This window comes from Acaryochloris thomasi RCC1774 (assembly GCF_003231495.1).
Taxonomy (GTDB): Bacteria; Cyanobacteriota; Cyanobacteriia; order Thermosynechococcales; family Thermosynechococcaceae; genus RCC1774.
In genome coordinates this window covers 64,146-87,774 of record NZ_PQWO01000008.1, presented here as the reverse complement: position 1 = coordinate 87,774, position 23,629 = coordinate 64,146, and the positions used below count along the sequence as shown (strand labels likewise).

At 51.2% G+C, this 23,629-nt stretch carries 21 protein-coding genes and 1 tRNA gene; 10 read left to right on the top strand and 12 right to left on the bottom strand.

Translation table 11 applies throughout. The features are described 5' to 3' along the window. Positions 1-149 precede the first annotated feature (149 nt). The 4 genes from def to C1752_RS13975 all read left to right on the top strand — a co-directional run bounded on the left by def (position 150) and on the right by C1752_RS13975 (position 5,522). A complete protein-coding gene (gene def, locus C1752_RS13990; protein ID WP_110986693.1) occupies positions 150-716 on the top strand; it encodes a peptide deformylase in 567 nt (188 codons plus the stop codon). Between the two features lie 2 nt (positions 717-718). Continuing rightward, positions 719-1,858 (top strand): DNA-processing protein DprA, encoded by a 1,140-nt coding sequence (gene dprA, locus C1752_RS13985; protein WP_110986692.1) that lies wholly within the window; start codon positions 719-721, stop codon positions 1,856-1,858. 5 nt (positions 1,859-1,863) lie between these two features. Then, entirely contained in the window at positions 1,864-4,146 is a 2,283-nt protein-coding gene (locus C1752_RS13980) for a CHAT domain-containing protein (RefSeq protein WP_110986691.1), read from the top strand. Between the two features lie 269 nt (positions 4,147-4,415). Continuing rightward, positions 4,416-5,522, top strand: a complete 1,107-nt coding sequence (locus C1752_RS13975) for an inositol-3-phosphate synthase (protein WP_110986690.1) — start codon at positions 4,416-4,418, stop codon at positions 5,520-5,522. A gap of 896 nt (positions 5,523-6,418) precedes the next feature. On the opposite strand, the gene C1752_RS13965 is transcribed toward C1752_RS13975, so the two are convergent. The 5 genes from C1752_RS13965 to C1752_RS13945 all read right to left on the bottom strand — a co-directional run bounded on the left by C1752_RS13965 (position 6,419) and on the right by C1752_RS13945 (position 10,494). Then, on the bottom strand, positions 6,419-7,648 hold the full coding sequence (locus C1752_RS13965; RefSeq protein ID WP_110986688.1) for an LL-diaminopimelate aminotransferase: 1,230 nt from the start codon (positions 7,646-7,648) through the stop codon (positions 6,419-6,421). A 191-nt stretch (positions 7,649-7,839) separates the two neighbouring features. Further along, complete coding sequence (locus C1752_RS13960; protein ID WP_110986687.1) at positions 7,840-8,352, bottom strand: inorganic diphosphatase; 513 nt, start codon at positions 8,350-8,352, stop codon at positions 7,840-7,842. Between the two features lie 144 nt (positions 8,353-8,496). Then, the gene (locus C1752_RS13955) at positions 8,497-9,237 is read right to left on the bottom strand and encodes a DUF4335 domain-containing protein (protein ID WP_110986686.1); all 741 of its coding nucleotides are present in this window, start codon (positions 9,235-9,237) and stop codon (positions 8,497-8,499) included. Between the two features lie 7 nt (positions 9,238-9,244). Then, a complete protein-coding gene (locus C1752_RS13950; protein ID WP_110986685.1) occupies positions 9,245-9,853 on the bottom strand; it encodes a DUF3038 domain-containing protein in 609 nt (202 codons plus the stop codon). A 197-nt stretch (positions 9,854-10,050) separates the two neighbouring features. Further along, a complete protein-coding gene (locus C1752_RS13945; protein ID WP_110986684.1) occupies positions 10,051-10,494 on the bottom strand; it encodes an SRPBCC family protein in 444 nt (147 codons plus the stop codon). Positions 10,495-10,646: 152 nt separating this feature from the next. Between C1752_RS13945 and C1752_RS13940 the strand changes: the two genes are divergently transcribed. Both C1752_RS13940 and C1752_RS13935 read left to right on the top strand, forming a co-directional pair. Continuing rightward, positions 10,647-10,719: transfer RNA gene (locus C1752_RS13940), tRNA-Arg, on the top strand. A 294-nt stretch (positions 10,720-11,013) separates the two neighbouring features. Then, positions 11,014-11,268 carry an extracellular matrix/biofilm biosynthesis regulator RemA family protein gene (locus C1752_RS13935; protein ID WP_110986683.1) on the top strand — a complete coding sequence of 85 codons (255 nt, stop codon included), beginning with the start codon at positions 11,014-11,016 and terminating at the stop codon, positions 11,266-11,268. 20 nt (positions 11,269-11,288) lie between these two features. Here C1752_RS13935 and tatC read toward each other — a convergent pair whose 3' ends face one another. Then, positions 11,289-12,056 (bottom strand): twin-arginine translocase subunit TatC, encoded by a 768-nt coding sequence (tatC, locus tag C1752_RS13930; protein WP_110986814.1) that lies wholly within the window; start codon positions 12,054-12,056, stop codon positions 11,289-11,291. A 188-nt stretch (positions 12,057-12,244) separates the two neighbouring features. On the opposite strand from tatC, the gene C1752_RS13925 reads away from it, so the two are divergent. Next, positions 12,245-13,099 carry a hypothetical protein gene (locus C1752_RS13925; RefSeq protein WP_110986682.1) on the top strand — a complete coding sequence of 285 codons (855 nt, stop codon included), beginning with the start codon at positions 12,245-12,247 and terminating at the stop codon, positions 13,097-13,099. 131 nt (positions 13,100-13,230) lie between these two features. On the opposite strand, the gene C1752_RS13920 is transcribed toward C1752_RS13925, so the two are convergent. Then, positions 13,231-13,854, bottom strand: coding sequence for a transposase (locus tag C1752_RS13920; RefSeq protein ID WP_146242340.1), 624 nt, complete (start codon positions 13,852-13,854; stop codon positions 13,231-13,233). A 304-nt stretch (positions 13,855-14,158) separates the two neighbouring features. Here C1752_RS13920 and purN point away from each other — a divergent pair, with 304 nt between their 5' ends. Both purN and C1752_RS13910 read left to right on the top strand, forming a co-directional pair. Further along, positions 14,159-14,791: a phosphoribosylglycinamide formyltransferase gene (purN, locus tag C1752_RS13915; RefSeq protein ID WP_110986680.1), complete on the top strand. Its 633-nt coding sequence runs from the start codon at positions 14,159-14,161 to the stop codon at positions 14,789-14,791. Positions 14,792-14,924: 133 nt separating this feature from the next. After that, on the top strand, positions 14,925-17,081 hold the full coding sequence (locus C1752_RS13910) for a tellurite resistance TerB family protein (RefSeq protein ID WP_110986679.1): 2,157 nt from the start codon (positions 14,925-14,927) through the stop codon (positions 17,079-17,081). Here C1752_RS13910 and C1752_RS13905 read toward each other — a convergent pair. From C1752_RS13905 to xseA, 5 genes are all read right to left on the bottom strand, one after another. After that, positions 17,078-17,509, bottom strand: coding sequence for a DUF4262 domain-containing protein (locus C1752_RS13905; protein ID WP_110986678.1), 432 nt, complete (start codon positions 17,507-17,509; stop codon positions 17,078-17,080). The two genes, C1752_RS13910 and C1752_RS13905, sit on opposite strands and share 4 nt — an antisense overlap. A gap of 44 nt (positions 17,510-17,553) precedes the next feature. Beyond that, positions 17,554-18,363 carry an SDR family NAD(P)-dependent oxidoreductase gene (locus tag C1752_RS13900; protein WP_110986677.1) on the bottom strand — a complete coding sequence of 270 codons (810 nt, stop codon included), beginning with the start codon at positions 18,361-18,363 and terminating at the stop codon, positions 17,554-17,556. A 454-nt stretch (positions 18,364-18,817) separates the two neighbouring features. Then, positions 18,818-20,284 carry a glycoside-pentoside-hexuronide (GPH):cation symporter gene (locus C1752_RS13895; RefSeq protein WP_110986676.1) on the bottom strand — a complete coding sequence of 489 codons (1,467 nt, stop codon included), beginning with the start codon at positions 20,282-20,284 and terminating at the stop codon, positions 18,818-18,820. Between the two features lie 65 nt (positions 20,285-20,349). Beyond that, a complete protein-coding gene (gene xseB / locus C1752_RS13890; protein ID WP_110986675.1) occupies positions 20,350-20,598 on the bottom strand; it encodes an exodeoxyribonuclease VII small subunit in 249 nt (82 codons plus the stop codon). Next, the gene (gene xseA, locus C1752_RS13885) at positions 20,591-21,844 is read right to left on the bottom strand and encodes an exodeoxyribonuclease VII large subunit (protein WP_110986674.1); all 1,254 of its coding nucleotides are present in this window, start codon (positions 21,842-21,844) and stop codon (positions 20,591-20,593) included. Before xseA ends, xseB begins: the two co-directional genes overlap by 8 nt. A 657-nt stretch (positions 21,845-22,501) precedes the next feature. On the opposite strand from xseA, the gene recA reads away from it, so the two are divergent. Further along, on the top strand, positions 22,502-23,611 hold the full coding sequence (gene recA, locus C1752_RS13875; RefSeq protein WP_110986813.1) for a recombinase RecA: 1,110 nt from the start codon (positions 22,502-22,504) through the stop codon (positions 23,609-23,611). Positions 23,612-23,629: the final 18 nt, after the last annotated feature.

The following is a 23,629-nucleotide window of genomic DNA, read 5'->3' as shown; positions in this document are numbered from 1 at the left end:
TTAATACCACTCTACTCTCTGGCCGTTGACAGCCTTTTGCCTTCTGTACCAGAGACTTGAGCAGAATTAGTCTTTTGCCCATCAAGAGTGGGCGGATTAAATTGAGTACAATAAAGCTAGCAAACGTTACTGCACATCTGTTGCCGCTTATGTCTTCTGAAGTTGTTTTTGATAAACGCAAGCTCAAGAGTCCCCCTCTTAATATTCATACTTTGGGCGATCGCGTCCTGCGTCAGCCTGCCAAGCGGGTGTCTCAGGTCAACAACGATATTCGGCAGTTGGTTAAAGAGATGCTGCAGACGATGTATAGTGCTGACGGCATTGGTCTGGCTGCACCGCAGGTTGCAGTACCGAAGCAGGTGATTGTTGTAGATATTGACCCCGACGAAGCCGCTAACTCACCGTTGATTTTAATCAATCCGCAAATCCGCAAGCGAAGTGATGATCTCGTCGCCGATCAAGAAGGCTGTCTCAGCATTCCTGGGGTTTATTTAGACGTGACCCGTCCCGAAGCGATTGAAGTTGCTTACAAAGATGAACAGGGTAGGCCTCAAAAAATATGGGCTACTGAGCTACTTGCGCGGGCGATTCAGCACGAGATTGATCACCTAACCGGGGTGATGTTTGTTGATCGCGTTGAGAATCAGCTACAGCTGGGTCAGGCCCTCTCGAAGCAAGGCTTTTCCCACCGGGCCGTGAAATCCATCAACCCTTAGAGGTGGAGACAGACCGAGCGTTTTGGCTGGCCTGGTCTCAGATTCCGGGCATTGGTCCCGTCATTTTGCAGCGGCTGCTGGCCCAGTTTGGCTCGCTTTCTGCGGCCTGGGTTGCCAGTGGCGAGCAGCTACAGATGGTCAGCGGAATTGGAGGACGAACGCTCACTACTATTCTGAGTCAGCGACAGGCCATTCATCCAGAGCAATTCCTCGCTGAACACCAGCATCAAAACTTTTGGGTGCCTTCAGATCGGGAGTACCCTCGCCTTTTGTTAGAAATTGGCGATCCTCCACCGGTTCTCTACTACTACGGACAGGTCTCTGTGGCTGAGAACCAGGGCGCTACACCAACGGTTGCAATTGTGGGGACGCGAGATCCGTCAGAATATGCAAAACGCTGGACCCGAAAAATTGCCTATGCTCTGGCAAAAAACGGCTTTACGGTTGTTTCAGGGATGGCAGAGGGCATTGATACCCAAGCCCACATTGGCTGTATCGAAGCGGGCGGGCGCACGGTTGCTGTATTGGGGACCGGAGTCGATACGCCCTATCCGCAGCGGAATCAAAAGCTGCACCAGCGTATTGCAGAACAAGGTTTAGTGGTGAGCGAGTATCCTGCGGGCACCCAGCCCCATCGCTCACATTTCCCGAAACGTAATCGCATTATTGCCGCTCTCAGTCGTGCCACTTTGGTGATGGAAGCACCGAGTAAGTCAGGGGCATTAATTACGGCATACCAAGCGAATGAATATGGCCGTGATGTCTATGTGCTGCCCAACTCCCTCGACAACATTCGTGCGGTGGGATGCTTGGGACTGCTACAGCGGGGAGCACAGGCGATTTTAGGCATTGGCAATTTACTCAATATGCTGGGCGCTATGCCCACCCTAGAAGTAGAGAAGGGAATAGAAACGGCTCCTGCTCAGGCTGCACTTGCTTCTCCAGCATTGACTCCTGTACAGGAGAGCTTGGTTGTGGCCCTTAAAGAATTGGTCCAGGGAACCGGTGAAGTCGGCATCCCGTTTGATTTAATAGTAGAGAAAATGCACATTCCTACTGGGGAGCTATCCAGTACACTTCTACAGTTAGAGTTGTTGGGGGTGGTGGTTCAACACCCTGGTATGCGCTATTCTCTTGGCTAGTTTCCATGGCTTCTTCCCTGACGGCTCTGATTCAACAAGGCAAGGATGCTCTTAATCAAGATGATCCGGCCACTGCAATGCTCCGTTTTCGGCAGGCGCTCAAGCTAGACGGACAGAACCCTGATCTTTGGGCGCAGTGTGGTGTCGCTCTGCAGCGCCTAAAGCGTTATCCCGAGGCCGTGATCGCTAACACGAATGCTCAGACGCTCTATGCCAATCGTCAGGCTGAAGTCCAGTCGCTACCGCCGCTAACGGTCCCTGAAGATTTAGAAGACCCGCCTGCAGGCTCAGAGGCCCCGACACCAAGATCTGGGCTAGATGATCCTAATTTTTGGCTAGAGCGGGCGGGGGCTTTAGCGAATGCTGGAAGCTATGAACTTGCGATCGCAAGTTATGACAAAGCCCTCGCATTAGAACCCGAATCTCCCCGTATTTGGAACTACAGAGGCACGGCCTTCTTTCGATCTGGAAACTATATTGAAGCCATCTCTAGTTTTGATCAAGCGATCAAACTGAATCCCGAAAACTATCAATCCTGGCACAACCGTGCCAGCGTCTGGGCTGAACAAAAACAGTATGAACAGGCCATTGCCGACTATGACGTCGCCCTGCGTCTCACCCAGCAACAGCTCTGGCCTGCCTGGGAAGATCGAGGCATGTGCATTTACCTTACTCAAGGCTACCCCGCCGCGATTGCAGCCCTAGAAGAGGGGCTACAGGCTATGCCACCGCACCATCCTGAGTATCCTCGTGCCTGCGGCATATTGCACCAGCGTAAAGGAGACTTTCAATATCGCGAAGGTCACACACTCATCGATCCGAATCCCTCCTGGCAAGAGGCAAAACTGAGTTATCTCAGTGCACTAGAATTTTTGACTTTTGCCCAGTTTCCTGAACTACATTTGCTGGCGCTTCAATCTTTACTGACGGTTTGCGGTTACCTCAATGACCAATATGCGCTCCAAACCATGCTGCCTGAAGCGCTAGAAAAACGGGAGCAGATTCTTCAAATGTTGACTCTGTCCCCTGAGCAGCGACAGGGACTCAAGCAAGAGCTGTCCGGTCTAGATCAAATGCAGATTGATTTGCTAGCCCAAACAGACGCGACCCAAGCCTTGCTGACCGCAGATATGGCCCATCATGCACGCCTCAACCACTGGCGCGATGTCGAAGAATTTTTCCCTGCAGACTGGGCCAAAATGCAGAAACTGCTGCGACCTCAAACGGCACTGCTGTTTTGGCATCTTAGTCCCGTCGCAATTTCGGTATTTGTTCTAAAACTTCACCAGTTCCCGACCGTTTTTCGGATTCCGCCCGCCGATGGATGGAACGGCGCAGAGCGCTCCAGTAAGACGCAGGCATACGCTCGTCAGCGCGCTCAACTGGAAGAGTGGATCGGGCAATGGCGCGAATGCTCCGCAGACCGTGCTCCTTCAATCCTGGAGGCCCAACTTCAGCAATTGCGTCAGCTCCTCAATGTTGATCGCCTGTGTCAAGAGGCGCTTGGCGATGTGCAGCAGCTAATTTTAGTGCCCAATCAGGGCCTGCAAACTCTGCCTCTCCACACACTCTTCCCCGATACCTGGACCCTGACATATCTGCCTACGGTCCATCTTGGCTTAGAACTGTATCAGCATCGCTTCCTATCCCAGCAATTTTTAATGGTGGCTCCCCAACCTCCCACACCTTTAGAAGATATTGGCGTGCAGATGCTGTATCCGCGCGCGACCCGATTGCTTGAAGCTCGGGCTAGTCAAGCAAGAACGTTAGCAGCGCTGAAGTTGATGTCGGGGCAGGGATGGATTGCTGCAGTTGCTCGTGAGCACGCTGTGCAACCCCTGCAGTCTGCCATTGAACTTGCAGCCCATCAGACCCTCACTTTGGCCGATATCTTATCGCTCGATCTGAGCCGTTTTTCGCTTATTTGCCTCTCGAACTATCTGCCCGCAAATACCGTAGAGGGTATTGACTTGCCCACAGGCTTGCTTATGGCAGGTGTTGCCCACATTATCCTTTGTCAGTGGCCAATAGAACCGACCCCTACAACACTGATCCTGCTCAATTTATATCAGCGTCTTCAGCAACAAGTACCGCCTGCCTTAGCGCTACAGCAGGCACAAAATTGGTTGCGAACCAGTACGTACAACACTTTAGGGAAATGGGGACACTATTTTGGAATTGCTTTAACTGAAAAGCTTTTGCAGGAAGCGCAGGCTGCTCCAGAAGATTGTCCCTACTCAGACCCGTTCTATTGGGCTGGATTTAAAATTTTTGGAAATTCCCTTTAGGGGAGGGACAACAATCACCTATGTCTGAGTAAATAACCTATGGTGAATAAACATCAAAGCAAGCTGTGTCCTAGAATTCAATGGGCTTTGATGTGATGTGCAGCTGTGACGCGAAGGTTGGCAATCGGCCTGCCTCTGGTCAGTCAAGGACCATCGTTTTGTTGGCACCCATTATGTCGTCATCAGTCCATCGATCAATCCAGTTCCGTTCTGCCGTATTATTAGCTTTGCGCAGAAATTGGACGCAGTCCAGACCTTAGGGAGCAATAATGGCGAACACAATTAAAATCGCGATCGTTGGGTTAGGTAACTGTGCCAGTGCGCTCCTACAGGGGATTGAATATTATCGCTGTGCGGATGAGCCGGAAGTCATTGGCCTCATGAACTGGGAGCTAGGTGGATATCAACCCGGTGATATTCAAGCTGTCTGTGCCTTTGATATTGACCAGCGCAAGGTTGACCACGATATTAATGAGGCCATTTTTGCTGCCCCCAACTGCACCACCGTTTTGTGCGAAAATATGCCAAAAAGCAACATCAACGTCAGTATGGGCTGCGTTTTAGATGGTTGCTCTGGGCATATGTCAGAATTTCCTGAGGCTCAGACCTTCGTAAAAAGTCAGCATCCTGAGCCTAGTTCAGACGCTGTTGTGCAAAAGCTGCAGGATTCTGGTGCAGAAATCCTGATCAACTATCTACCGGTTGGCTCTGAGCAAGCAACGCAGTTCTATGCCGAGTGCGCTCTCAAGGCTGGGGTCGCGTTTATTAACTGTATTCCTGTCTTTATTGCCAGCAATCCGAGCTGGGCTGAACGCTTCCAGCAGGCCAAACTCCCGATTATTGGTGATGACATCAAATCACAGGTTGGAGCCACGATTACCCATCGGGTGCTCTCCGATCTATTCAAGAAGCGGGGCGTTAAGGTTGAGCGAACCTACCAGCTGAATACGGGGGGCAACACAGACTTCTTAAACATGACCAATCGTAGTCGCCTAGTGTCTAAGAAAGTCTCTAAAACTGAGGCTGTTCAATCTGCCCTCGCAGAGCCTCTCGAACCAGAAAATATCCACGTGGGGCCGAGTGACTATGTCCCTTGGCAGAAAGATAATAAAGTTGCCTTTATTCGCATTGAGGGCAAGCTATTTGGTAACGTGCCGATGCATCTAGAGATGCGGCTGTCTGTGGAGGACTCTCCGAATTCGGCTGGTGTTGTGATTGATGCGATTCGATGCTGCAAGGTCGCCCTAGATCGCAACATTGGTGGCGCTCTACTCTCGCCTTCAGCCTACTTTATGAAACATCCACCCAAACAGCTTACGGATGAAGAGGCTTACCTAATGACCCAGAAGTTCGCCGATGGCGAGATTGAGCAGTAAACTGAGGGCTGATGAGCCTCTACCGTAATTTCGACTGGTGAGTTTAACGTTTAAGGAGTCAAGAGCCTCGAACTCTAGATATTTTCGAGACAACCTCCAAGCGCAACTCGCTTTGTTCGGGATTCTAAGAAGATATTTTCTAGTGAGTGAATTATAGGCAGGGAGCAAAATATTTAGACATCCCGTTGGGAACGCCAGTTGACGGATCAACGCTAGAACTAGACTTTGCTTTTTTCACAATTGCAACGGCCTGTGTTTGAGCGTGGTGCTTTTGCATCTCTCTAACAGAGCACTGACATGCTTTCTTAGCATCGGGATTTCTATTAAGCTGTTTCATGCAGCTTGAAGTATAGATTGCAACTAGAGCTGGGTTATAGTTGTGAGGCTTTGGCGCAGCTTCCGCGGCCTGAAGGGTTGGTAGTATTAGGCCCACTGCATTAACTGAAGTGAATAGGGCCAGCAAGTTTAGTGAACGCTTTGTCATCGACATTTCAAGGTAATCCTATGTGAGTGAGTTGAGTGTGGGGATCACTGAATCAATTCATCTCTCAAGTCAATTTGAGGTTAGGGAAGAGTCAACCAGTGATACAGGATTTGAGTGATTCCTATATTCATATCTCAATCGGCTAAATTCGTCACGTATTTAGATTATTTGTTACAAAACGAATTTTCCTGGGCTGATAGAGACAGGATCTACCGGATATATTCTCCTGATAGCTGCAGATTCAGCAGCCCTTGCTTATAGAGTTCCCTCTGTTAGGCATGATGTTAATAGGCATTTGTGCTGCTGCCGTACATAACATCTGTAAGGAATGGGTGAGATCTTTCTCTCATTCATTCCCTTTAACTGATCGCCTATGATCTGGTGCGCCCTAGAGGAGAGCTATGGCAAACAACTAGGCTGCGGAGGTAATGCGCCGCATGGCTTCGTTTACGTTCTCACGGCTGTTGAAGGCCGAAATTCGAAAGTAGCCTTCTCCAGCAGCACCAAACCCTGAGCCGGGGGTGCCGACGACGTTGGAGTTATGCAGCAGTTTATCGAAGAAGTCCCAGCTAGAGATGTTGTCGGGAGTCTTGACCCAGACGTAGGGGGCATTGACGCCACCGTAAACGGCGAGGCCCGCCGCTGTGAGCTGATCTCGGATAATCTGGGCGTTCTCTAAGTAAAACTGGATTAAGGCTTTGATTTGAGCTTGACCTGCTTCGGAGTAAACGGCCTCGGCTCCGCGCTGGACAATATAGGATACGCCGTTGAATTTTGTCGATTGGCGACGATTCCAGAGTTTCCATAGCTCTACGTCTGAGCCATCTGCAGCCTTGGCTTTTACAGATTTGGGGACGACGGTGAAGGCGCAGCGCGTCCCCGTGAATCCGGCATTTTTAGAGAAGGATCGAAACTCGATGGCGCAATCTCTGGCACCTTCAATCTCATAGATGGAGTGAGGCAGCTCAGGATCGGTGATGAAGGCTTCGTAGGCGGCGTCAAAAAAGATAATTGAACCGTTGGCTTTGGCGTAGTCAACCCAAGCTTTGAGGTGGGCTTTGCTGGCGACTGCTCCGGTGGGGTTGTTAGGAAAGCAAAGATAAATGAGATCAATCTGCTGATCAGGAATTTCAGCGGTGAAGTCGTTCTCTGCCGTGATCGGCATATAGACCAGCCCGCCATACTTACCGTCTTCATTCGCGGGACCGGTGTGTCCGGCCATGACGTTGGTGTCAACGTAGACGGGATAGACGGGGTCGGTGACGGCAATCGTATTCTGGTTGCCGAAAATATCTAGAATGTTGCCGCTGTCGCACTTTGCTCCGTCGGAGACGAAGATCTCGGAGGCGTCAATCTCACAGCCTCGGGCCTGAAAGTCTTGGGCTGCGATCTTTTCCCGGAGCCACGGGTAGCCTTGCTCGGGGCCGTAACCTTTGAAAGAGTTGCGATCGCCCATGTCTTCAACCGCTGTAATCATGGCCGCGCGGCAGGCTTCGGGTAGGGGTTCAGTGACATCACCAATTCCCAGTTTGATAATGGGTGCCTCGGGATTGGCCTCAGCAAAGGCCGTTACGCGGCGCGCAATCTCTGGGAATAGATAGCCTGCTTTCAGTTTGAGATAGTTGTCGTTAATGGTGGCCATGTTGACTTCATAATGTACGCCCAGTCCATAGCTTACTGCGAACTGAGGAACAGATTGGTCCCTGGCTCAAATCCTTGGCTTTGATCTCCCAGCCTTCTCTCCCGAGGGAGAAGGAAGAAATAACTTCGTCACTTCTCTCCCCAGGGAGAGGGATGCAAGGCAAGGGCAAGATTTCTAAGGTTGAACCTGTTTTACTTTTTACCCGCTTCAATACATTCCTTGACGAGGGGATTGACCTTCTCAACATCCTGCCAGCCCAGAATCTCGGTTACTTTCTTCTCAAGATTTTTGTAAGTGCGGAAGAATTCGGCAATCTCTTCTAGGCGGTGAGGTGCAATATCTTTAAGGGAGGTTACTTCGTTGTAGCGCGGGTCTTCTGCTGGAACGCAGAGAACTTTTTCGTCGCGGTCGCCGCCGTCAATCATTTCCAGCATGCCGATGGGACGGGCTGCAATTACACAGCCAGGAAAGGTGGGCTGATCCATTAGCACCATGCCGTCTAAGGGGTCACCATCGTCGGCCAGTGTATTGGGAATAAAGCCATAGTCATAGGGATACTGCACTGAGGCGAAGAGCACTCGGTCGAGAGCCATTGCCTGCATGTCCTTATCAAACTCGTACTTGTTCTTGCTCCCGGCTGGGATCTCAATCAGAACGTTGACAATGCCTAATTTTGGTTGCGCGGGTATGAGCGATAAGTCCACGATAATTCTCCAGATGATACGTCAGGGGTCCTCAGAGGCTCCAGATTGCAGAGAGAAAGAAGATATATCGTCTTCTTAGCTTCTTGCGATCTAAGGCCCGACTAGCATTTTAGAGGAAATTGTCGCGCTACCTTTTAGCTTTATCTAAGGCGTCTCCGTTGACGGTGTTGCGGGAGACGCGGGACTTGAAGGATTGGGATTGGTTTCTCCTGGCTCAGCTGGAGTTGTTTCACCGGTTGGTGGCGGTGATGTCCCTGGTATGACGGGCGTCTCGGTTGGGATGGGTTCATCCTTAGGCCGACTAATCTCAGGGGCTGGGACAAAGTATAGGGCGCTGGTTGCGATCGCAAGACTCACTGTTCCCAACGCGAGCGGTGCTGCTCGTTTCGCCAGAGGTTGCCCTGACAGTGCTTCTCTGCGAGAGAGTGGCTGAATATTTGAAGAGAGGTTGGGAAGTGTTTGAGAGTCTGCCAAGAGCTGATCGAGGGCCTCCGAGAGATCGAAAAGCTGAACCGTCGATAGCTGCAGGTCAACGGACTGTGTTTCTGACCCCGTTGTACTCAGTAGAGTTGTTGGCACTGACATCTGAAACTGTCCATCAGTGGCCGGTTGGAGTTGAACCTGATCTGCTGTTCTAGCCTTTCGCTTCGCTTTTGTATGCTGAACCCCGCTCATCCAGGACTGCGTGCACTCACTCGTGGCTTGAATGAGGCTCTCCAGAAAATCGAGTCCCCCAACCAAGGTCTGATCGAGCTTTGCAAAATGACATTCAAATCGCATCAGCGTATCCAGAGAGGGTCTTAGCTCCTGGGTGCCGATGGCGTTACTCAGACCTTCGAGGGTCAGCGTACAGTTCGGTAACAGATATTGGCGTTGAATGGTCATAATGACGCTAGGCGACTTCTCCATCAAATAGACTAGACCAGAATCGGTGAATTCCAGCAGTACCCGTACAAAATAGTACCTGTCCCAAGAGGTCTAGGGCTAATTCATCGAGGCGCTCATTATCTTTATAGGCCGCTACTGCGCTGCGATTCGAGTTCATGCGGCTGCGAAAGTGGGCGCGAAACCGCTCACAATAATTGGCGAGCTGAATATTATGGTTGGGCGAAAGCTGCTGTGATTGAAGCTGCTCCTGCACCAACAATAACTGGCGAATGGTGGCCGTTTGCTGACGAGCCAGATTGCAGGCAATGGCAACCAGTGCTTTGGCTTCGGATAGACTCAAAGATCTTGACCGACGGCTATATCGGCGCAAAGGATTCGTGTTGCGAAGTTTCCAAAGCGTCACTCGGTTTTGGATGACAGGCTGTAGCTGTAGCTCTTGAATGCTCGCCAACATATTTTCTGAGGCATTTAAGTCTAGGGCCTCTAGAGCCAGCATCATCAGATCCAGCTGAATGCGAGTGCGTCGTGGACAAACTTGATTCGGCAAAGCCGGATCGCCCAAGCTGCTGAGGACGGGGACTGTTGAATCATCAATGGAGCGATTGCCTTGCATGGACGTTTTACCAGTATCAACCTATCTGAACAATGCTTGAACTAAGGGGGCATCCACTTAGTGTACGATTTGCGACGCGCTTTGCCGATGCCGTACATCTTGATCCAAGTAAACAAGCATTCTTAGCCATTTTGCCCCGATGAGACAGTAAAGATGACTTCTTTGAACGTGAATTGTTCTCTGTTGGCTTCAAGAGGTTATAAGGATTCAGCCACCTTCTTGAGTCGCTCTAGCTGAGAAAACATATCCTTTTGGGTCCAGGTAGCAGCAAAGGTCCAAAACCCAAAAGAAACAAGCGGATTAGTGATGGTGAATTCAAAGCGATTAACTAGGCGAGTGCCCGTGATTTCTCGAAAGCATTCCCAACGATCACAACCCGTAAAAAAACCATCGAACTGCCATACCACTAGCCCCGCTTTGCGCTCTGCCACTGTGCTATTGAGCGTTGGCTGCACCAGCGGTGTTTGAATTGAAAAACGAGTTTTGCTGCCAAGTTCACTGCTCCAGGGACCGTCAGATTCACACTTGAGAGCAGGATTGAGCCAGCGCTGCATTAGCTCTTGTTCGGTAATGGTTTGATCAACAACGGTAAGGGGGGCCTCAATATAAATCGATTGCTGAAACTGATGCGAAGGGGCCATGCAATTTTATGACATCAGGCTAACGTAAGCACTGTACTGCATTTGGGGGCTGTCCATAGGACATTCCTGGCGATTTAAGGGCATTCACAAAGCTAGAGAGCGTGCGGTACTATCGACACAGGAGTTCTGCTAAGCTCAGAACCTATACATTTGCGCCCGTAGCTCAGTGGATAGAGCAGTTGCCTTCTAAGCAATTGGTCACAGGTTCAAATCCTGTCGGGCGCGTTCTGCTTCAGCACGAAAACGGTCAGTCTAGCTTAAGGGAAGGATCCCCCGACCCGGTGCAGACAAGATCACCCAACTGGGTGAGTTTATTCGCACTACAAGTAGGAAATCATAGGAACATGGCCCGGTAGACTGTCAAATTTCGATCAGCGCTGGAACAACATAGAGAGCTAAAACCTCTGTGTTGTTCCAGTACGACCGCAATAAGAGCTGAGGCTGCTTTAGGGTTTGTACATCAGAACTTGGTGGTTCAGGTGTAGGAGGGTGTGTGAATTGGGGTTTTGGGAATGTTTAATGAACAACGGTCAAATTAATTTGGGGTACGGAAATACGGTTGCTGATGGCGAGATGGTCGCAGTTATTAGTCCTGGCTCTCTACCGGTGCAGCGCTTAATTGCTGATGCTGAAGCCAAGAGTCAGCTTGTTGATTACACTCAAGGGCGCAGTCCTCGGGCCGTTGTTATTCTAGTGACAGGAGCTATTATTCTCTCTGCCTTTCAGCCAGAAACGATTGGTTCCCACGAGAATAAAGTTCGAAATCAACTTTAGGCCCATGGAGCTGCGATTAGCTATCGGCCCAGGAGCAACACAAGCCCTGCTCCTCCGAAGTAAAGACCAACGACGGCCCCTCCTAAAAGACTTTGGGTGAGGGGATCGGTTGAGGGCGTCAGTACAGCACCTAGGATTGCAGCCCCCAGCACAACAATGCGCCAGCCTGCGAGCATTTGGCGGCCTGAGACGATACCCACTAAGCCAAGCAGTAGCTGAATGACAGGAATCTGAAACGCTAAGCCCGTACTAAATAACAACAGCAGAACAAATTCAAAATAGCGATCGATGGACCAGAGCTGTTCAACGACATCAGCGCCATAGTTGATGAAAAAGTTGAGAGCGGCGGGAATTAAGGCAATGTAGGCAAAGGCAATCCCGGCAACGAAGAGAACGGAAGATCCTAGAACAATGGGACCAAGGAATCCTTGTTCTTTGCGGGTGAGACCCGGCAGCACAAACTGGATAATCTGGTAAAGGATAAAGGGGCTAGCCACTAATAAGCCGCTGTAACCTGCGACTTTTATCGAGACAAAGAAGTATTCGCCGGGGGCGAGCTGCAAAAACTGAGCGCCTTGGGCTGGTTTTTCGAGGAGCTTGACGATCAGATTGACTTTCCAAAAACAGAGAATGACGCCTCCAAGAACGGCCAGCAGCGCGAAGAAGATTCGCTGACGCAGTTCTTCGAGATGGTCAAAGAGTGACATCTCTACATCGTTGAGCAGTTCATCATTGGGATCTGGGGTTGGCTCAGGTGTCCCCGTTCCATTGGCTGAGGCTTGCCCCATTGGCGTTTCGGTCTCGGAAGTAGAAGTCACAGGCACATCAAAGCAAAAAGGGTTCTCATTATTATATTTTGCCTGTTAAAGGTGTGTGCGATCTGCTCAGTGGAAGATGGTAGGTTAGTGGGAGCTATAAAATCGCTGGCGCTCTTGGCGAAGGGTGATTTTGTTGTTTCGATTGGATTCATTGTGGCATGGCGAAGACACCATCCTTAAAGCAGCGGCTTTTCGAGTGGGCTGACTACAGTGCTTTTGCGCCTGCGAAGCATTCCCTGGTGATGGATGTGGTGAGTAACCAAGCCCAGGCGACGGGCCGCTGGGTGCGACAGCTAGGCAACAGCAATGTATCTTCTCAGGGCGTTGCGGCTGTCGTTGCGATCGCACTTTTAATTTGGAATTGGCCATTACTGATAGCCCTCTGTATCGGCCTCAGTATCACGATACTTGCTTCTCGCAGCACCCATGTATCTCTGAAGGCGACCCAGATGATGCGGTCTCTGCTGGACTCGCCGCTCCTGTTAGCTTTGACTACTGGCTTATTGTCTGTGGTGATTAGTTACAGCACGATTTTGATTTGGCAAGACACGGGACAGGTTGGAATTGCTCTGGCGATCCTGCTCCAGGGAGCCTGTCTCCTCTCAGTTCTGGGTCTCTTGATTGGGCAACTGCTGAAGCCGCCAGCCGAGGACGCAGACCTGTACGAGCAGTGGGTGACACAACTGATGACGACGGATCCACTGCAGCGTTTGATTGCAGTGCGGCGCCTGAGTCGGATAGAGGTTCTGACCCATGACCGACGGCAGGAGCTCAATGAATATTTTCAACTGCTGTTGGCGCAGGAACCTCAGCCTCAGATTCGGGATGCTGTTTTGCTCGGTTTAAGGCGTTTGGACGCCCGAACAGCAAGCAGAACGCCGCTGCCTCGACCCTCTCGGAGAGACGTTTCCCCTCGCCAATCCCTGAAGCTTAAGCGACGTCGTATTGAAGTACACAAGGAACGGGCCTATGCGGAACTTGAGGCCCATCAAGAAGAATCTTGGGTTCAGTAGTCGTTTGTTCTGACAACAGTCCCCATGTAGCGCCGCTTGAGCGTCTGTCTGCTGCTGAGCGTTTTGCTAGGGCTATGTCTTATTTCTGCAAAGAAGCCTGCCAGTATGATGCTCTTCTCGATGGGATCGTTTTAGATAGCCCCTTCAGAATGTAGCCAGTCAGAGGGGCTATCTGGATGGAGCTTGTCCCAAAGCCAAGCATGGGGGTTGCTGCGGATATACTGCCGAAAAATATTGAAAGCAAAATGGTGAGGGATCAACTGCTGATCGTCAGTGGTCTGCCAGATGGGGCGTGTGTTTTGGCGATGAATATTGATGCGATCGGTGACTGTCGCTTTAAATTCCTCCATCCAGGCTGAAAGTGCCCGCTGTTGAGTTGCCTCAGGCGCAGAGACCGGATCGGTCGATTCACTGATGTCACCGCCAGATATACCATCGGTCTCCGGTGGTTCTGCTAGGCTGACGATGCCGTGAATATGATTGGGCATGATAATCCACTGGTCACAGTTGAGATCCTGGCGATCTTTGGCTGCATTTTGCCATTCGTCTTCGACAATGCTCCCCAGCTTGTTTAACCGCATTTGCCCATCAATAATCTCGCCAAACAGACACTGGCGTTCGTGAGTGCAGAGGGTAATGAAGTAATTTGCGGTTGATGCGGCGGCAGGAGCTACGGCGGGGGCAGAAGTTTTGTGTGGAGGTGTGAGAGTCGCAGGCATGAATGAAACGGAAGGTTCTAAAGATAATTTGGACATGATTCGCTATCCTAGCTAGGGTTCCCAAATAACTAGAGAATCTGAACGCCTGCGTTTATCGCTCACCACTCGTTTCGTATAAAAGTCTAGCTTCCAGATACCGATCAGGTTGAAGCCGTGGATGATTGAGCTGTCAGATTGAGGAATATAGAAAATTAGTGGCTCTTTGATGCCAATACGCAGGATTTTGACAAAATTGGTTTGATGAAGAGAAAGGTTGAAAATTTATTGTGCTTATAAATTAGCAAAGGCAGATTGATCATGTTGTTGCTTCAGATACTACTCCTGAGAATAAGGGTGCTCTATGTGTGAGAGTTTAGTGTCTCCTGATTTTTCTCGGTCGAAGGCGGCAGTCCAAACGCCTTTGAAGCTGGGCATTATGGCGTCGGGCAGCGGCAGCAATTTCGCTGCGATCGCAACTGCCATCTCGAAAAATATCTTACCGGCCCAAGTTCAGATCGTTATATACAACAATCCCAAAGCCAAAGTGGCCGAACGTGCCCAGCAGCAGGGATTCCCTACAAAGCTAATTAATCACCGCGACTATCAAAATCGAGAGAGTTTTGACGAGGAGATTGTCGCGGCTCTCAAGGCTGCAGACGTAGACTGGGTGATTATGGTGGGCTGGATGCGGCGAGCCACGCAGGTGCTGATCGATGCGTTCCTGGGGCGGATGGTGAATATTCACCCCAGCCTATTGCCGAGCTTCCCGGGCATACACGCCATTGAGCAGGCGCTCGACTATGGGGTCAAAATATCAGGCTGTACGGTCCATATTGTCACGCTTGAAGTCGATAGCGGGCCTATTCTGATGCAGGCAGCGGTGCCGGTGTTGCCAGAGGATACGGCAGAGACTCTGCACGCCCGGATTCAGGTGCAGGAGCATCGAATTATTGTAGATGCGATCGCAAAGCTTGCCAGCAACCACGTCGTCTAAAAGTAAGGGGGTGAGGCACAAGGCAAGCTTGAGTTTGATGCAAGATCTTCAAAGTTAATCGGGTATACCTACATTTCATCGTCGGATGCCCGATACAATGGGCTAAATTTGAACTCGCTTTCTAAGCCTCAGGATGCTGAACTGGCTCAAAAAATTGCTTCCGGCGAAACCGCAGCCCCCCGCTGAGGCACCTTCAACATCCGCTCTGCCACTGCCGGAGAAATCTGCGCTTCCGAAATCAGAATCAGCGGCAACTCCTGAGTTATCGACCTTATCCGTGGCTCGCTGGGTTATGCCTGGGGAAGCGGTCACCGTCGCAGATTACACCTTGACCCACGGCCTGATCTACATCGGTAATTCATTGGCCGGAATTCATGAACACGTCAGCATTGAACCCTGCCTGATCAACCCTCAGCTCAAGGTTGATTCTGAACAGCCCGATCACAGAGGGGAATGGATGACTCACTGGCCCTCCTACAGCGAGATCCCGTCTGGGTGTCGGGCGGCTTATTTAGAATGGTTGGCTGCAGGTCGCACCGATCCTGATATTCATGTCGGCTATGTGTTTCTGTTTCTCTACGGCCTCGAACGCCGTGTCCTTTATGATCTAAGAGACTCTACCGCAGACTACACTGCCGAACTGACGCAGATTATGGATGAGGTAGAGCGTCTAATGACGCTCTATGACCACAGCGAGTCTTTCTCGCGGGATGCAGCTAACTTTCTCGAAGCCTGCTGGCTGCTGCAGTCCCCCCGAGGATTGGCCCTCCGACAGCCCCCTAGAGAAGGCCCTGGAGACAGCATCCCGCTGCAGCTAACGCTGGGTAAATTGGCTCAGGCGGGTGAGCCGCTGCCTGCCCATTGGGCTTTAGCTTGGGTGCTGGACGTCACTAAAGCAAAGCCCTCTAGCTGTTTGCTTGAACTTCAAAGCCTGTTTCGACTTCGCTATCACGATCAGCTAGGCAAGGGAATAATTTTGGATGGTTCTGGACCTTCGGTGAGCCTGACCCGCACCTATCAACCGGCTACCGTTTCCTTTGGTGCTCCCCTTGAGATTACGGCAGAGCTGCCCGAGTTTACCCAGACTGCCAACCGCTTAGAGGTGATTCAGCCCTTAGTTGAGAGCTGTGTTGATCGTCTTGATCCCTACTGCCGCTGGCTCAGCCGTAATCTTGAACTTCGGGGGAGCTATGGGGCAGTTTTACGACTCCCCCTTGAGATTGCTCTGCAGCATGAGTTGCCTCGGGTCAGTCAGTTTCGCCAGTGGGCAACGGTCTGCCTGAGTGAATATGAGTTCCAGGTGATCCCAGCTCAGGAGCTGTTTCAACAGTGGACTGCTGAACCGTTAGTGAAGTTCTCCAAGGCGGATGCGGTACTGCTCTCTGAGTTTCTTGAAACCCAGGGCATTGGCGTGGAGCCAGACGCACGGTTTGGCGGCAAGCCCCTCAAGGCGAATCAAAATGTGGTGCTGTTTCGCTTGATCCACGGGGCGATGGTGGAGCCGTCTTCGAGTTATTCAACGGCTCAGTTGCTGCTGCATCTGGCTGCGCTCGTTGTGGTCTCAGAAGAGTTGGATGCGGCTGGGATGGTCCATGTCCAGAAATATTTAGCCTGGACCCCTAGTTTGCAAGAGCCTGAGCGAGACCGTCTCCTCGCTTATTTTCAGTGGCTGTGCTGCAGCAAGCCGACGCTGCGGGGCCTCAAGGCTCGGCTTGCTGATATTTCTGGAGGGCGGAAAGTTGCGATCGCAAAGTTCTTAATCAGCGTTGCCAAAGCTGGTGGGGAGGCCCAACCCGAAGTTATTGACGTACTCACTAAACTCTATCCACTGCTGGGCTTTGAAGCTGAACAGGTTCACCGTCAGCTCCACGCCGATGAGCCGCTTACGTTCGTTGCCAAGGAGCCGCCTGCAGCCGTGACGACAGCAGTGCCGTCCAAGATCGGCTTGAATCTAGACCTCATTCAGCGTCGCCAAGATGAATCCCAAGCTGCTTCCGCAATTCTGTCAGACATCTTTGTCGAAGAGCCTGAAGAACCTGAGGCATCTGAAATCTCTGCCGACATAGGGCTAGATGAGGCCCACGTTTCGTTCTTGCTTGCCCTAGCCAAACAGCCTCAGTGGGAGCGTGAGGCACTAGAAAAAATTGCCGTAGATCTCAACCTGATGCTGGACGGAGCCTTAGAAAACATCAACGAAATCGCCTTCGACCAGTGTGATGAAGCCCTGATCGAAGGCGACGAACCGTTAGAGGTGAATCCAGAAGTGCTAGAGCAGCTCCTCGATGATTAGTTTGGGAATAGCTCCAGTACCGGAAAGGATTCGCGATCATAAAACCAATCTGCAAGGGGCAGAAAATCGCGGGTCCACTGATCGTTATCAATGGGATGTAGTTTGACTGGATAATTTAGTTCAGAGTCTTCCTGTGTTGGCTGCACAACAGGAGGTTGACCGACCTTCACCAGCTTCTGCATATCGTCGATGAGCTGTTCACCCATTTGTTCGGGTTGGCTAAAGGTCACAAATTCTGGGTGTCCAAAATGATGCCAGAGGCCAACGCTATAGGTGTAGCTGGGATGTTGGTCGTTCCCTTCAACTTTGACGATGTGACACTTGCGATCGCGAATATCGCTGAGCACCTGATCTTGGCAATCAGGGGGAAGGACAGCTTGCGACTGAGATAATCGCTCTAACCGTTCATTGAAACTCGTTTTCTTCATGATCTTTCCTGCTGTGGTGTATTGGAATATAAGTCTTGGTGGCTCTAGATTTGAGACGCTCCGACAGCGCCAAACTTGAGGGCTAGAGCCTTAGGAGCTGTCACCTGAATTACTTTTTCGAGCAGGCCCGGCGCAATGCGGCTACACCATACGGCTAAATGACTTTGCCAGCCCACAAGAATCTCTGCAGACTCTCTATCAAGGCTAGCGACTAGAACCCGAGCCACTGCCTCAGGGGAGGTAGGGATAACCCACCGAAACCGCTCTAAATCGCGGGCCATGTCAGTCTCAGTGAGGGAGGGGAGCAGAGCTGTAACCTGAACGTTATGGGTGGCTAGCTCACCGCGTAGAGCATGGGTAAAGCCCACTAAAGCAAACTTGGTCGCTGAATAGGTGGCCATTGTGGGAGCCGCTATCTTGCCCATCAAGCTAGAGACATTGACGATCCGTCCTTCCTGCCTGCGGGCCATTCTGCGGGCCAGAAGATGCGTAATGGTATAAGTACCCATCAGATTGAGAGCAATCTCTTGCTGAACTTGAGGGAGGCGGGCTTTCAAGAAGGGGGACTGGTGAGCCACACCAGCGCAATTAATCAACAGGTGAATCGGTCCATCACGCTGCCAAACCTGTGCCGCAGCGATTCTGACGGCGGGGGTCTCAGTCAAATCTAGCGGTAGAGCAATGGCCCTCACGCCCATGGCAGCAATTTCGGAGGCCACCTCGCTCAAGCGCTGATGATTGCGGGCTACCAAGATTAAGCATCTGATTCCTTGGTGGGCCAGTTCTAGAGCAATGGCCCGACCAATTCCGCGGGAAGCTCCTGTTACCAGAGCCGTTTTACCTTGAATTTTCATGAGAATACTCTCCAATAGGAGGGCTAGCGGTGCTCTGTAGGCGCTTCATGCCAGCGGCCATACAAAATCACGTAGATACACCAGCCCCCAGTACTTAACTGAAGCCATACGAAAAAATTAATCAGGATTTATCAAAATATCGGCATCAGTGGGGACGCTACCGGTCTTCCCGCAGCTGAGCCATATCGACATAAATTAAAAACTAGACAATCAATGGGAGAGAAGTGCAGTCGAGGATGAAGCATAGGTGCTAAGGTTCCAAGGGCCTACGCATGAACGACTTGGATATTAGTTTGCAGATTTGCCAAACGTTGAAGGCATCAATCTATTCCTCCCAGATAGCTTGCAAAAGCAATTTACAATGCACAAGTTAACAACATTAGCAATATTAAGAAGTATTTCTTAATACAAATATGCAATCTTTACATAGAGTGATGCCTTTCTCATAAACAGGCTATTCCTGTGGCTTTTGATCGCTGCTCAGGCGCCTCTCTCGCAGCTTTAGCAAAATCTCAGCATGAACGTCCCGGCTAATAGGGTAGTAATAGGTCAGGACCAACCCCGCAATCAGTGCCAATGTGGGCAAGGGGCCAATTGCTAGGCGAATCGCCTGAACAGCAGACGCTGGCTGCACGGGTAAAGGTTCCCCAGCCGCAGCTTCTAGAAAACCAGCACTTTGTAAGCCTAGTCCTACGAGGAACAGCCCTAGAGCTAATCCAAATTTCTGTAGCAGAACCATAAAGCCATAGAACACACCCTCTCGACGCTGCCCGGTTTGCAGTTCGTCCAGCTCAATCACGTCTGGGATCATAGACCAGGGCACCAGATAAGCCGTTGAGACGCCGACTCCAGCCATCACCGCGAGGATATACATCAGTCCGATCTGGCCCGGCTGTAGGAAAAAGAGTCCAATTTGGGCAATAATCCACAGGCTCATGCCCATAAAATAAACGGCTTTCTTGCCCCAAATTTTGCTGAGAAACCCCCACACGAACAGCATCACTAGAGCCGTCCCCTGCACACCGATGAGAACTGGCGGAACTTCGGCCTGCTTGAGCTGCATCACGTTAACAACGAAGTAAGGGATGATGCTGGCGGTAATCTGAACTGCTAGCCAGGAGCAAAGATAAATCCCAATCACAAACAAAAATGGACGGTTGCCAAGGGCCAGTTTGAATTGCTGTAGGAGGGGGATCGCTTCTTCTGAGCTATCTTGAATCCGCTGTGCTTCAAAGACTAAGGCTCGCTTTCGGGTTCCTAGAACGCACCAGTAGAGAGCGAGAGTTGCGATCGCACTGGTCAAACCCGCCAGCACCAGATACTGAAGCTCCCGCTGTTCTTCTGGAATTTGCAAGAAAATAATCTGCGCCAAAATGAGTGACAGAATACTGCCTCCAATAGAGAAGGCAAATCGAAAGCTGTTGAGCTGTGTCCGTTCGTCATAGTCCTGAGTCAGCTCAGGGGTCATGGCCGTGTAGGGCAGATTTACAACGGTATAGAAGACCTGACCAATCGCGCCAACAATGATGTAGTAGGTCAACAACAGCCAGACACTGGGTAGCTCTCCGCCTACGCGAGGCACAATCCAAAGCAAGAACGAAAAGAGTCCGAAAGGGAGCGCTCCGTAGAGCAGCCAGGGTAAGCGCCGCCCCCAGCGCTTTGACCGAGTTTTGTCAGTTAAGACGCCCACGATGGGGTCATTGACGGCATCCCAAATTTTGCTCACTAGCAGAATGCTGCCTGCCAACCCCGCTGGAATACCGGCCACATTAGTTAAGAACACCAACTGGAAAAAGATGATGATATTGGCGCTCATGGCCGGTCCGAGATCTCCGGCCCCGAAGGCCATCTTTGTCCAAAAGCTCAGCGGTCGCTCGTATTCAGAACGCGCTGTTGGGTTCAGACCGTGGGATGAGGACATGGGGTCTTACTGCTCTAAGAGGGATTGACTCTTCATTGTCCCGTACTGATGTAACTTATGCCGGTCTATCCTAGATCCGAGGGATCGCCCAACTGTTCAAGCAGCAGATCAAGCTGCCCTTGGCGATCTCCGAGGAAGGCTTCGCACTGCTGTAGGTAGGTTACTGCCTGCGTGAATTGCTCAAAGACATCCGCTAAATCGAGGTCTCCCGCTTCGATTTGATTAATGATCGTCTCAATTTCAGCCACCGTTTGTTCATATCGCCAATCGGCAGGCAGGGTCGTCACGTCAGTGTATGGCTCAGAGTTAGACATCAGATGACCCGGTAGAGGACTCAAGTTCGGTGACCTGGACTGTTGCTAGCCCGTTGGAAAACTGTACATTCAGCATCTGACCCACCTCGATTTCATCGGACTGGCGCACAATCGTTCGGTCAGAGGCCCTAACTACGGCATATCCTCGCTGAAGGACTGCGGTCGGATCCAGCGCTACGAGCTTTTGCTGTAAAAGCTGATGATGTTTTTGGTATGCGAGCAGTCGCCGCTGCACCGCGCGACCCAGCTGCTGCTTGAGCTGCTGCACGGCTGCTTTATCTCGCTCAAGCTGCCGGTCTAGGCCGAGGCGATGGAGTCGCTTTTTTTGAGTTTGTAGCTGATCTTGAACCTGATCGAGCTTGCGGGTGATGGTCACGTATAGCTGCACAATATGCTCTTCGTGATTAGCCTGGAGATCGCTCAGGCGGGGCACTGCTAATTCTGCGGCGGCTGTAGGGGTGTGGGCATAGGCATCCGCCGTTAGATCTGCTAGCGATTCATCACGCTGGTGTCCAATTCCTGAGATGACTGGGATGGAGCAGTCGCTGATGGCTCGGACCACCCGCTCATCGTTGAAGCAGGCCATATCTTCTGAGGCACCGCCGCCCCGTGACAAGACCAAGACGTCTGCGCGTCCGTCTTTCTCAACTCTGCGAATGGCAGTTGCGATCGCATCCGGTGCCAATTCTCCCTGAACATTAGCCGGCGAAAGCAATACCCGCATCCCTGGGTGCCGAAACTTGAGCGTCCGTTTAATATCACCCCAGGCTGCAGCTTGAGGTGATGTAACCACCGCAATGGTTTGCGGATATTTGGGCAGCGGAAGCTTATGTTCAGGATCAAATAGACCTTCGGACGAGAGGCGATCACGGAGCTGACGGTAACGAAGCGATCTCAACCCTTCTCCAGCAGGTAGCACCTGCCACACCATAAGCTGATACTCACCTCGCTTTGGATGCAGGCGAATCCGACCCAGCACAATCACCTGTTCCCCAGGCTCCGGCTGAATCACCAGCTTGTCGCGGTAAGACTTCCAGGCGACGCAGTGAAGCGTTGCAGCCACATCAGGATCCTGCAGCGTGAAAAAGATACCGCTCCGGTGGGGATTGGCACTCGAAACTTCCCCTGTTATCCACACCTGGATCAGTTCTTGATCCTCTTCTAACAAGGTCTGTATGTAGCTGGTTAACCCACCCACAGAGATAACAGTGGGCGGCACCAGTAAATTAGGAGAGCCAGAAGTCATGGGCAACGTATGTGAGGAAAAATACTCACGGTTACAGCTTAGCGCCTTTGGCTGATTTGTCCCAACGACGCCTATTTCAGGCTCACAAGCTGCACAAATCTCCTGGCAGGTTCAGCAGGCGTTTTGAGTTTTGTATACACTGCGTACTTCGCTAAGTTGGAATTCGAGGGATGCTTCAAAAAATGTTTACTTATGCAGCGTTGGTCCTCTGATGTCTGCCCATTCCTCTCATGCAAGATCGCAATAGATTCCTCCAAGTCAGGAGACGGAAGCAACAGAATCACATTAGGCTAGGGGGCCAGAACCTGCCGTACCGACTCCAACAACCTCGGATCTTCATATACAGAGTGACCAGCCCCAAAATCAACCACTCCATGATCGCGGTCGGCCACCAGCCTTTTGGCGGCATCGGCTTCAAAGGGTTTCCCGTATTGGCAGACGCCCTAAAATCCTTCTGCCTCGCGATTGGAGTCGGCTAGCTCCTGACTGTAGCCAATCTCTTTGTAAGACTCCCAGCGTTGATCGTCCATAGAGTACTGAGGGAGATCCAACGGCATATTAGAGCTGATGGATCTTGCCTCTCGAAAAGGATTTGTGAGGGGAGGAAGGCTGGCGGATCTCACCTACAATGAAAAACTAGTTCCCCCACGAGGTGCAATGGCTTCCGATAAATCATCCAGCTCCGAAAAAGACAAGGCACTAGGCGTCGTCCTTAACCAAATTGAACGCACCTTTGGCAAGGGATCGATCATGCGCCTTGGGGATGCGGGCCGCATGAAAGTAGAAACTATTTCCAGTGGAGCCTTAACGCTCGATATTGCTCTGGGGGGTGGCCTACCTAAGGGACGAGTGATCGAAATTTATGGTCCAGAAAGCTCGGGTAAAACAACCTTGGCCCTCCACGCCATTGCTGAAGTGCAGAAAATAGGTGGCGTTGCCGCTTTTGTTGATGCCGAACATGCCCTTGATCCGACCTACGCAGCCGCTGTTGGGGTTGATATCGAAAATTTACTGGTGGCCCAGCCCGATACAGGGGAGTCAGCTCTAGAAATTGTCGATCAGCTCGTCCGCTCCACCGCCGTTGATGTTGTCGTCATTGACTCTGTGGCAGCCCTTGTCCCGCGCGCTGAAATCGAAGGCGAAATGGGCGATTCTCATATGGGCCTCCAGGCCCGTCTTATGAGTCAAGCCCTACGGAAGATTACCGGCAACATTGGTCGCACTGGCTGTACCGTGGTCTTCCTCAATCAGCTTCGCCAGAAGATAGGTGTCACCTACGGCAACCCAGAAGTTACCACCGGAGGTAATGCCCTCAAGTTTTATGCCTCCGTGCGTCTCGATATCCGACGGATTCAAACCCTCAAAAAGGGCGCAGAAGAATTCGGGATTAGAGCTAAGGTAAAAGTCGTTAAAAACAAAATTGCTCCCCCGTTTCGCATTGGCGAGTTTGACATCATTTTCGGTCATGGCATTTCCACCTTAGGCTGCGTCTTGGATATGGCTGAAGAAATGGACGTGATTGTCCGCAAAGGTGCCTGGTATAGCTACAACGGTGAGAACATTGCCCAAGGCCGTGATAAAACCGTCAAGTTCATGGAAGATACCCCTGAGTTTGCCAGTGACATCACAAAGTTAGTGCGAGAAAAACTGGCCCAAGGTGCAGAGGTCTCAGCCAATTCAGTTGCTCCTAGCAAGCAGGCCAAGCCTGAGCAAGAGTCTGAAGCTGAAGAGAAAGTTGAGTCTAAGGCCAAAGATAAGAAGAAATAAGGCTATCGTCTGAGCTGA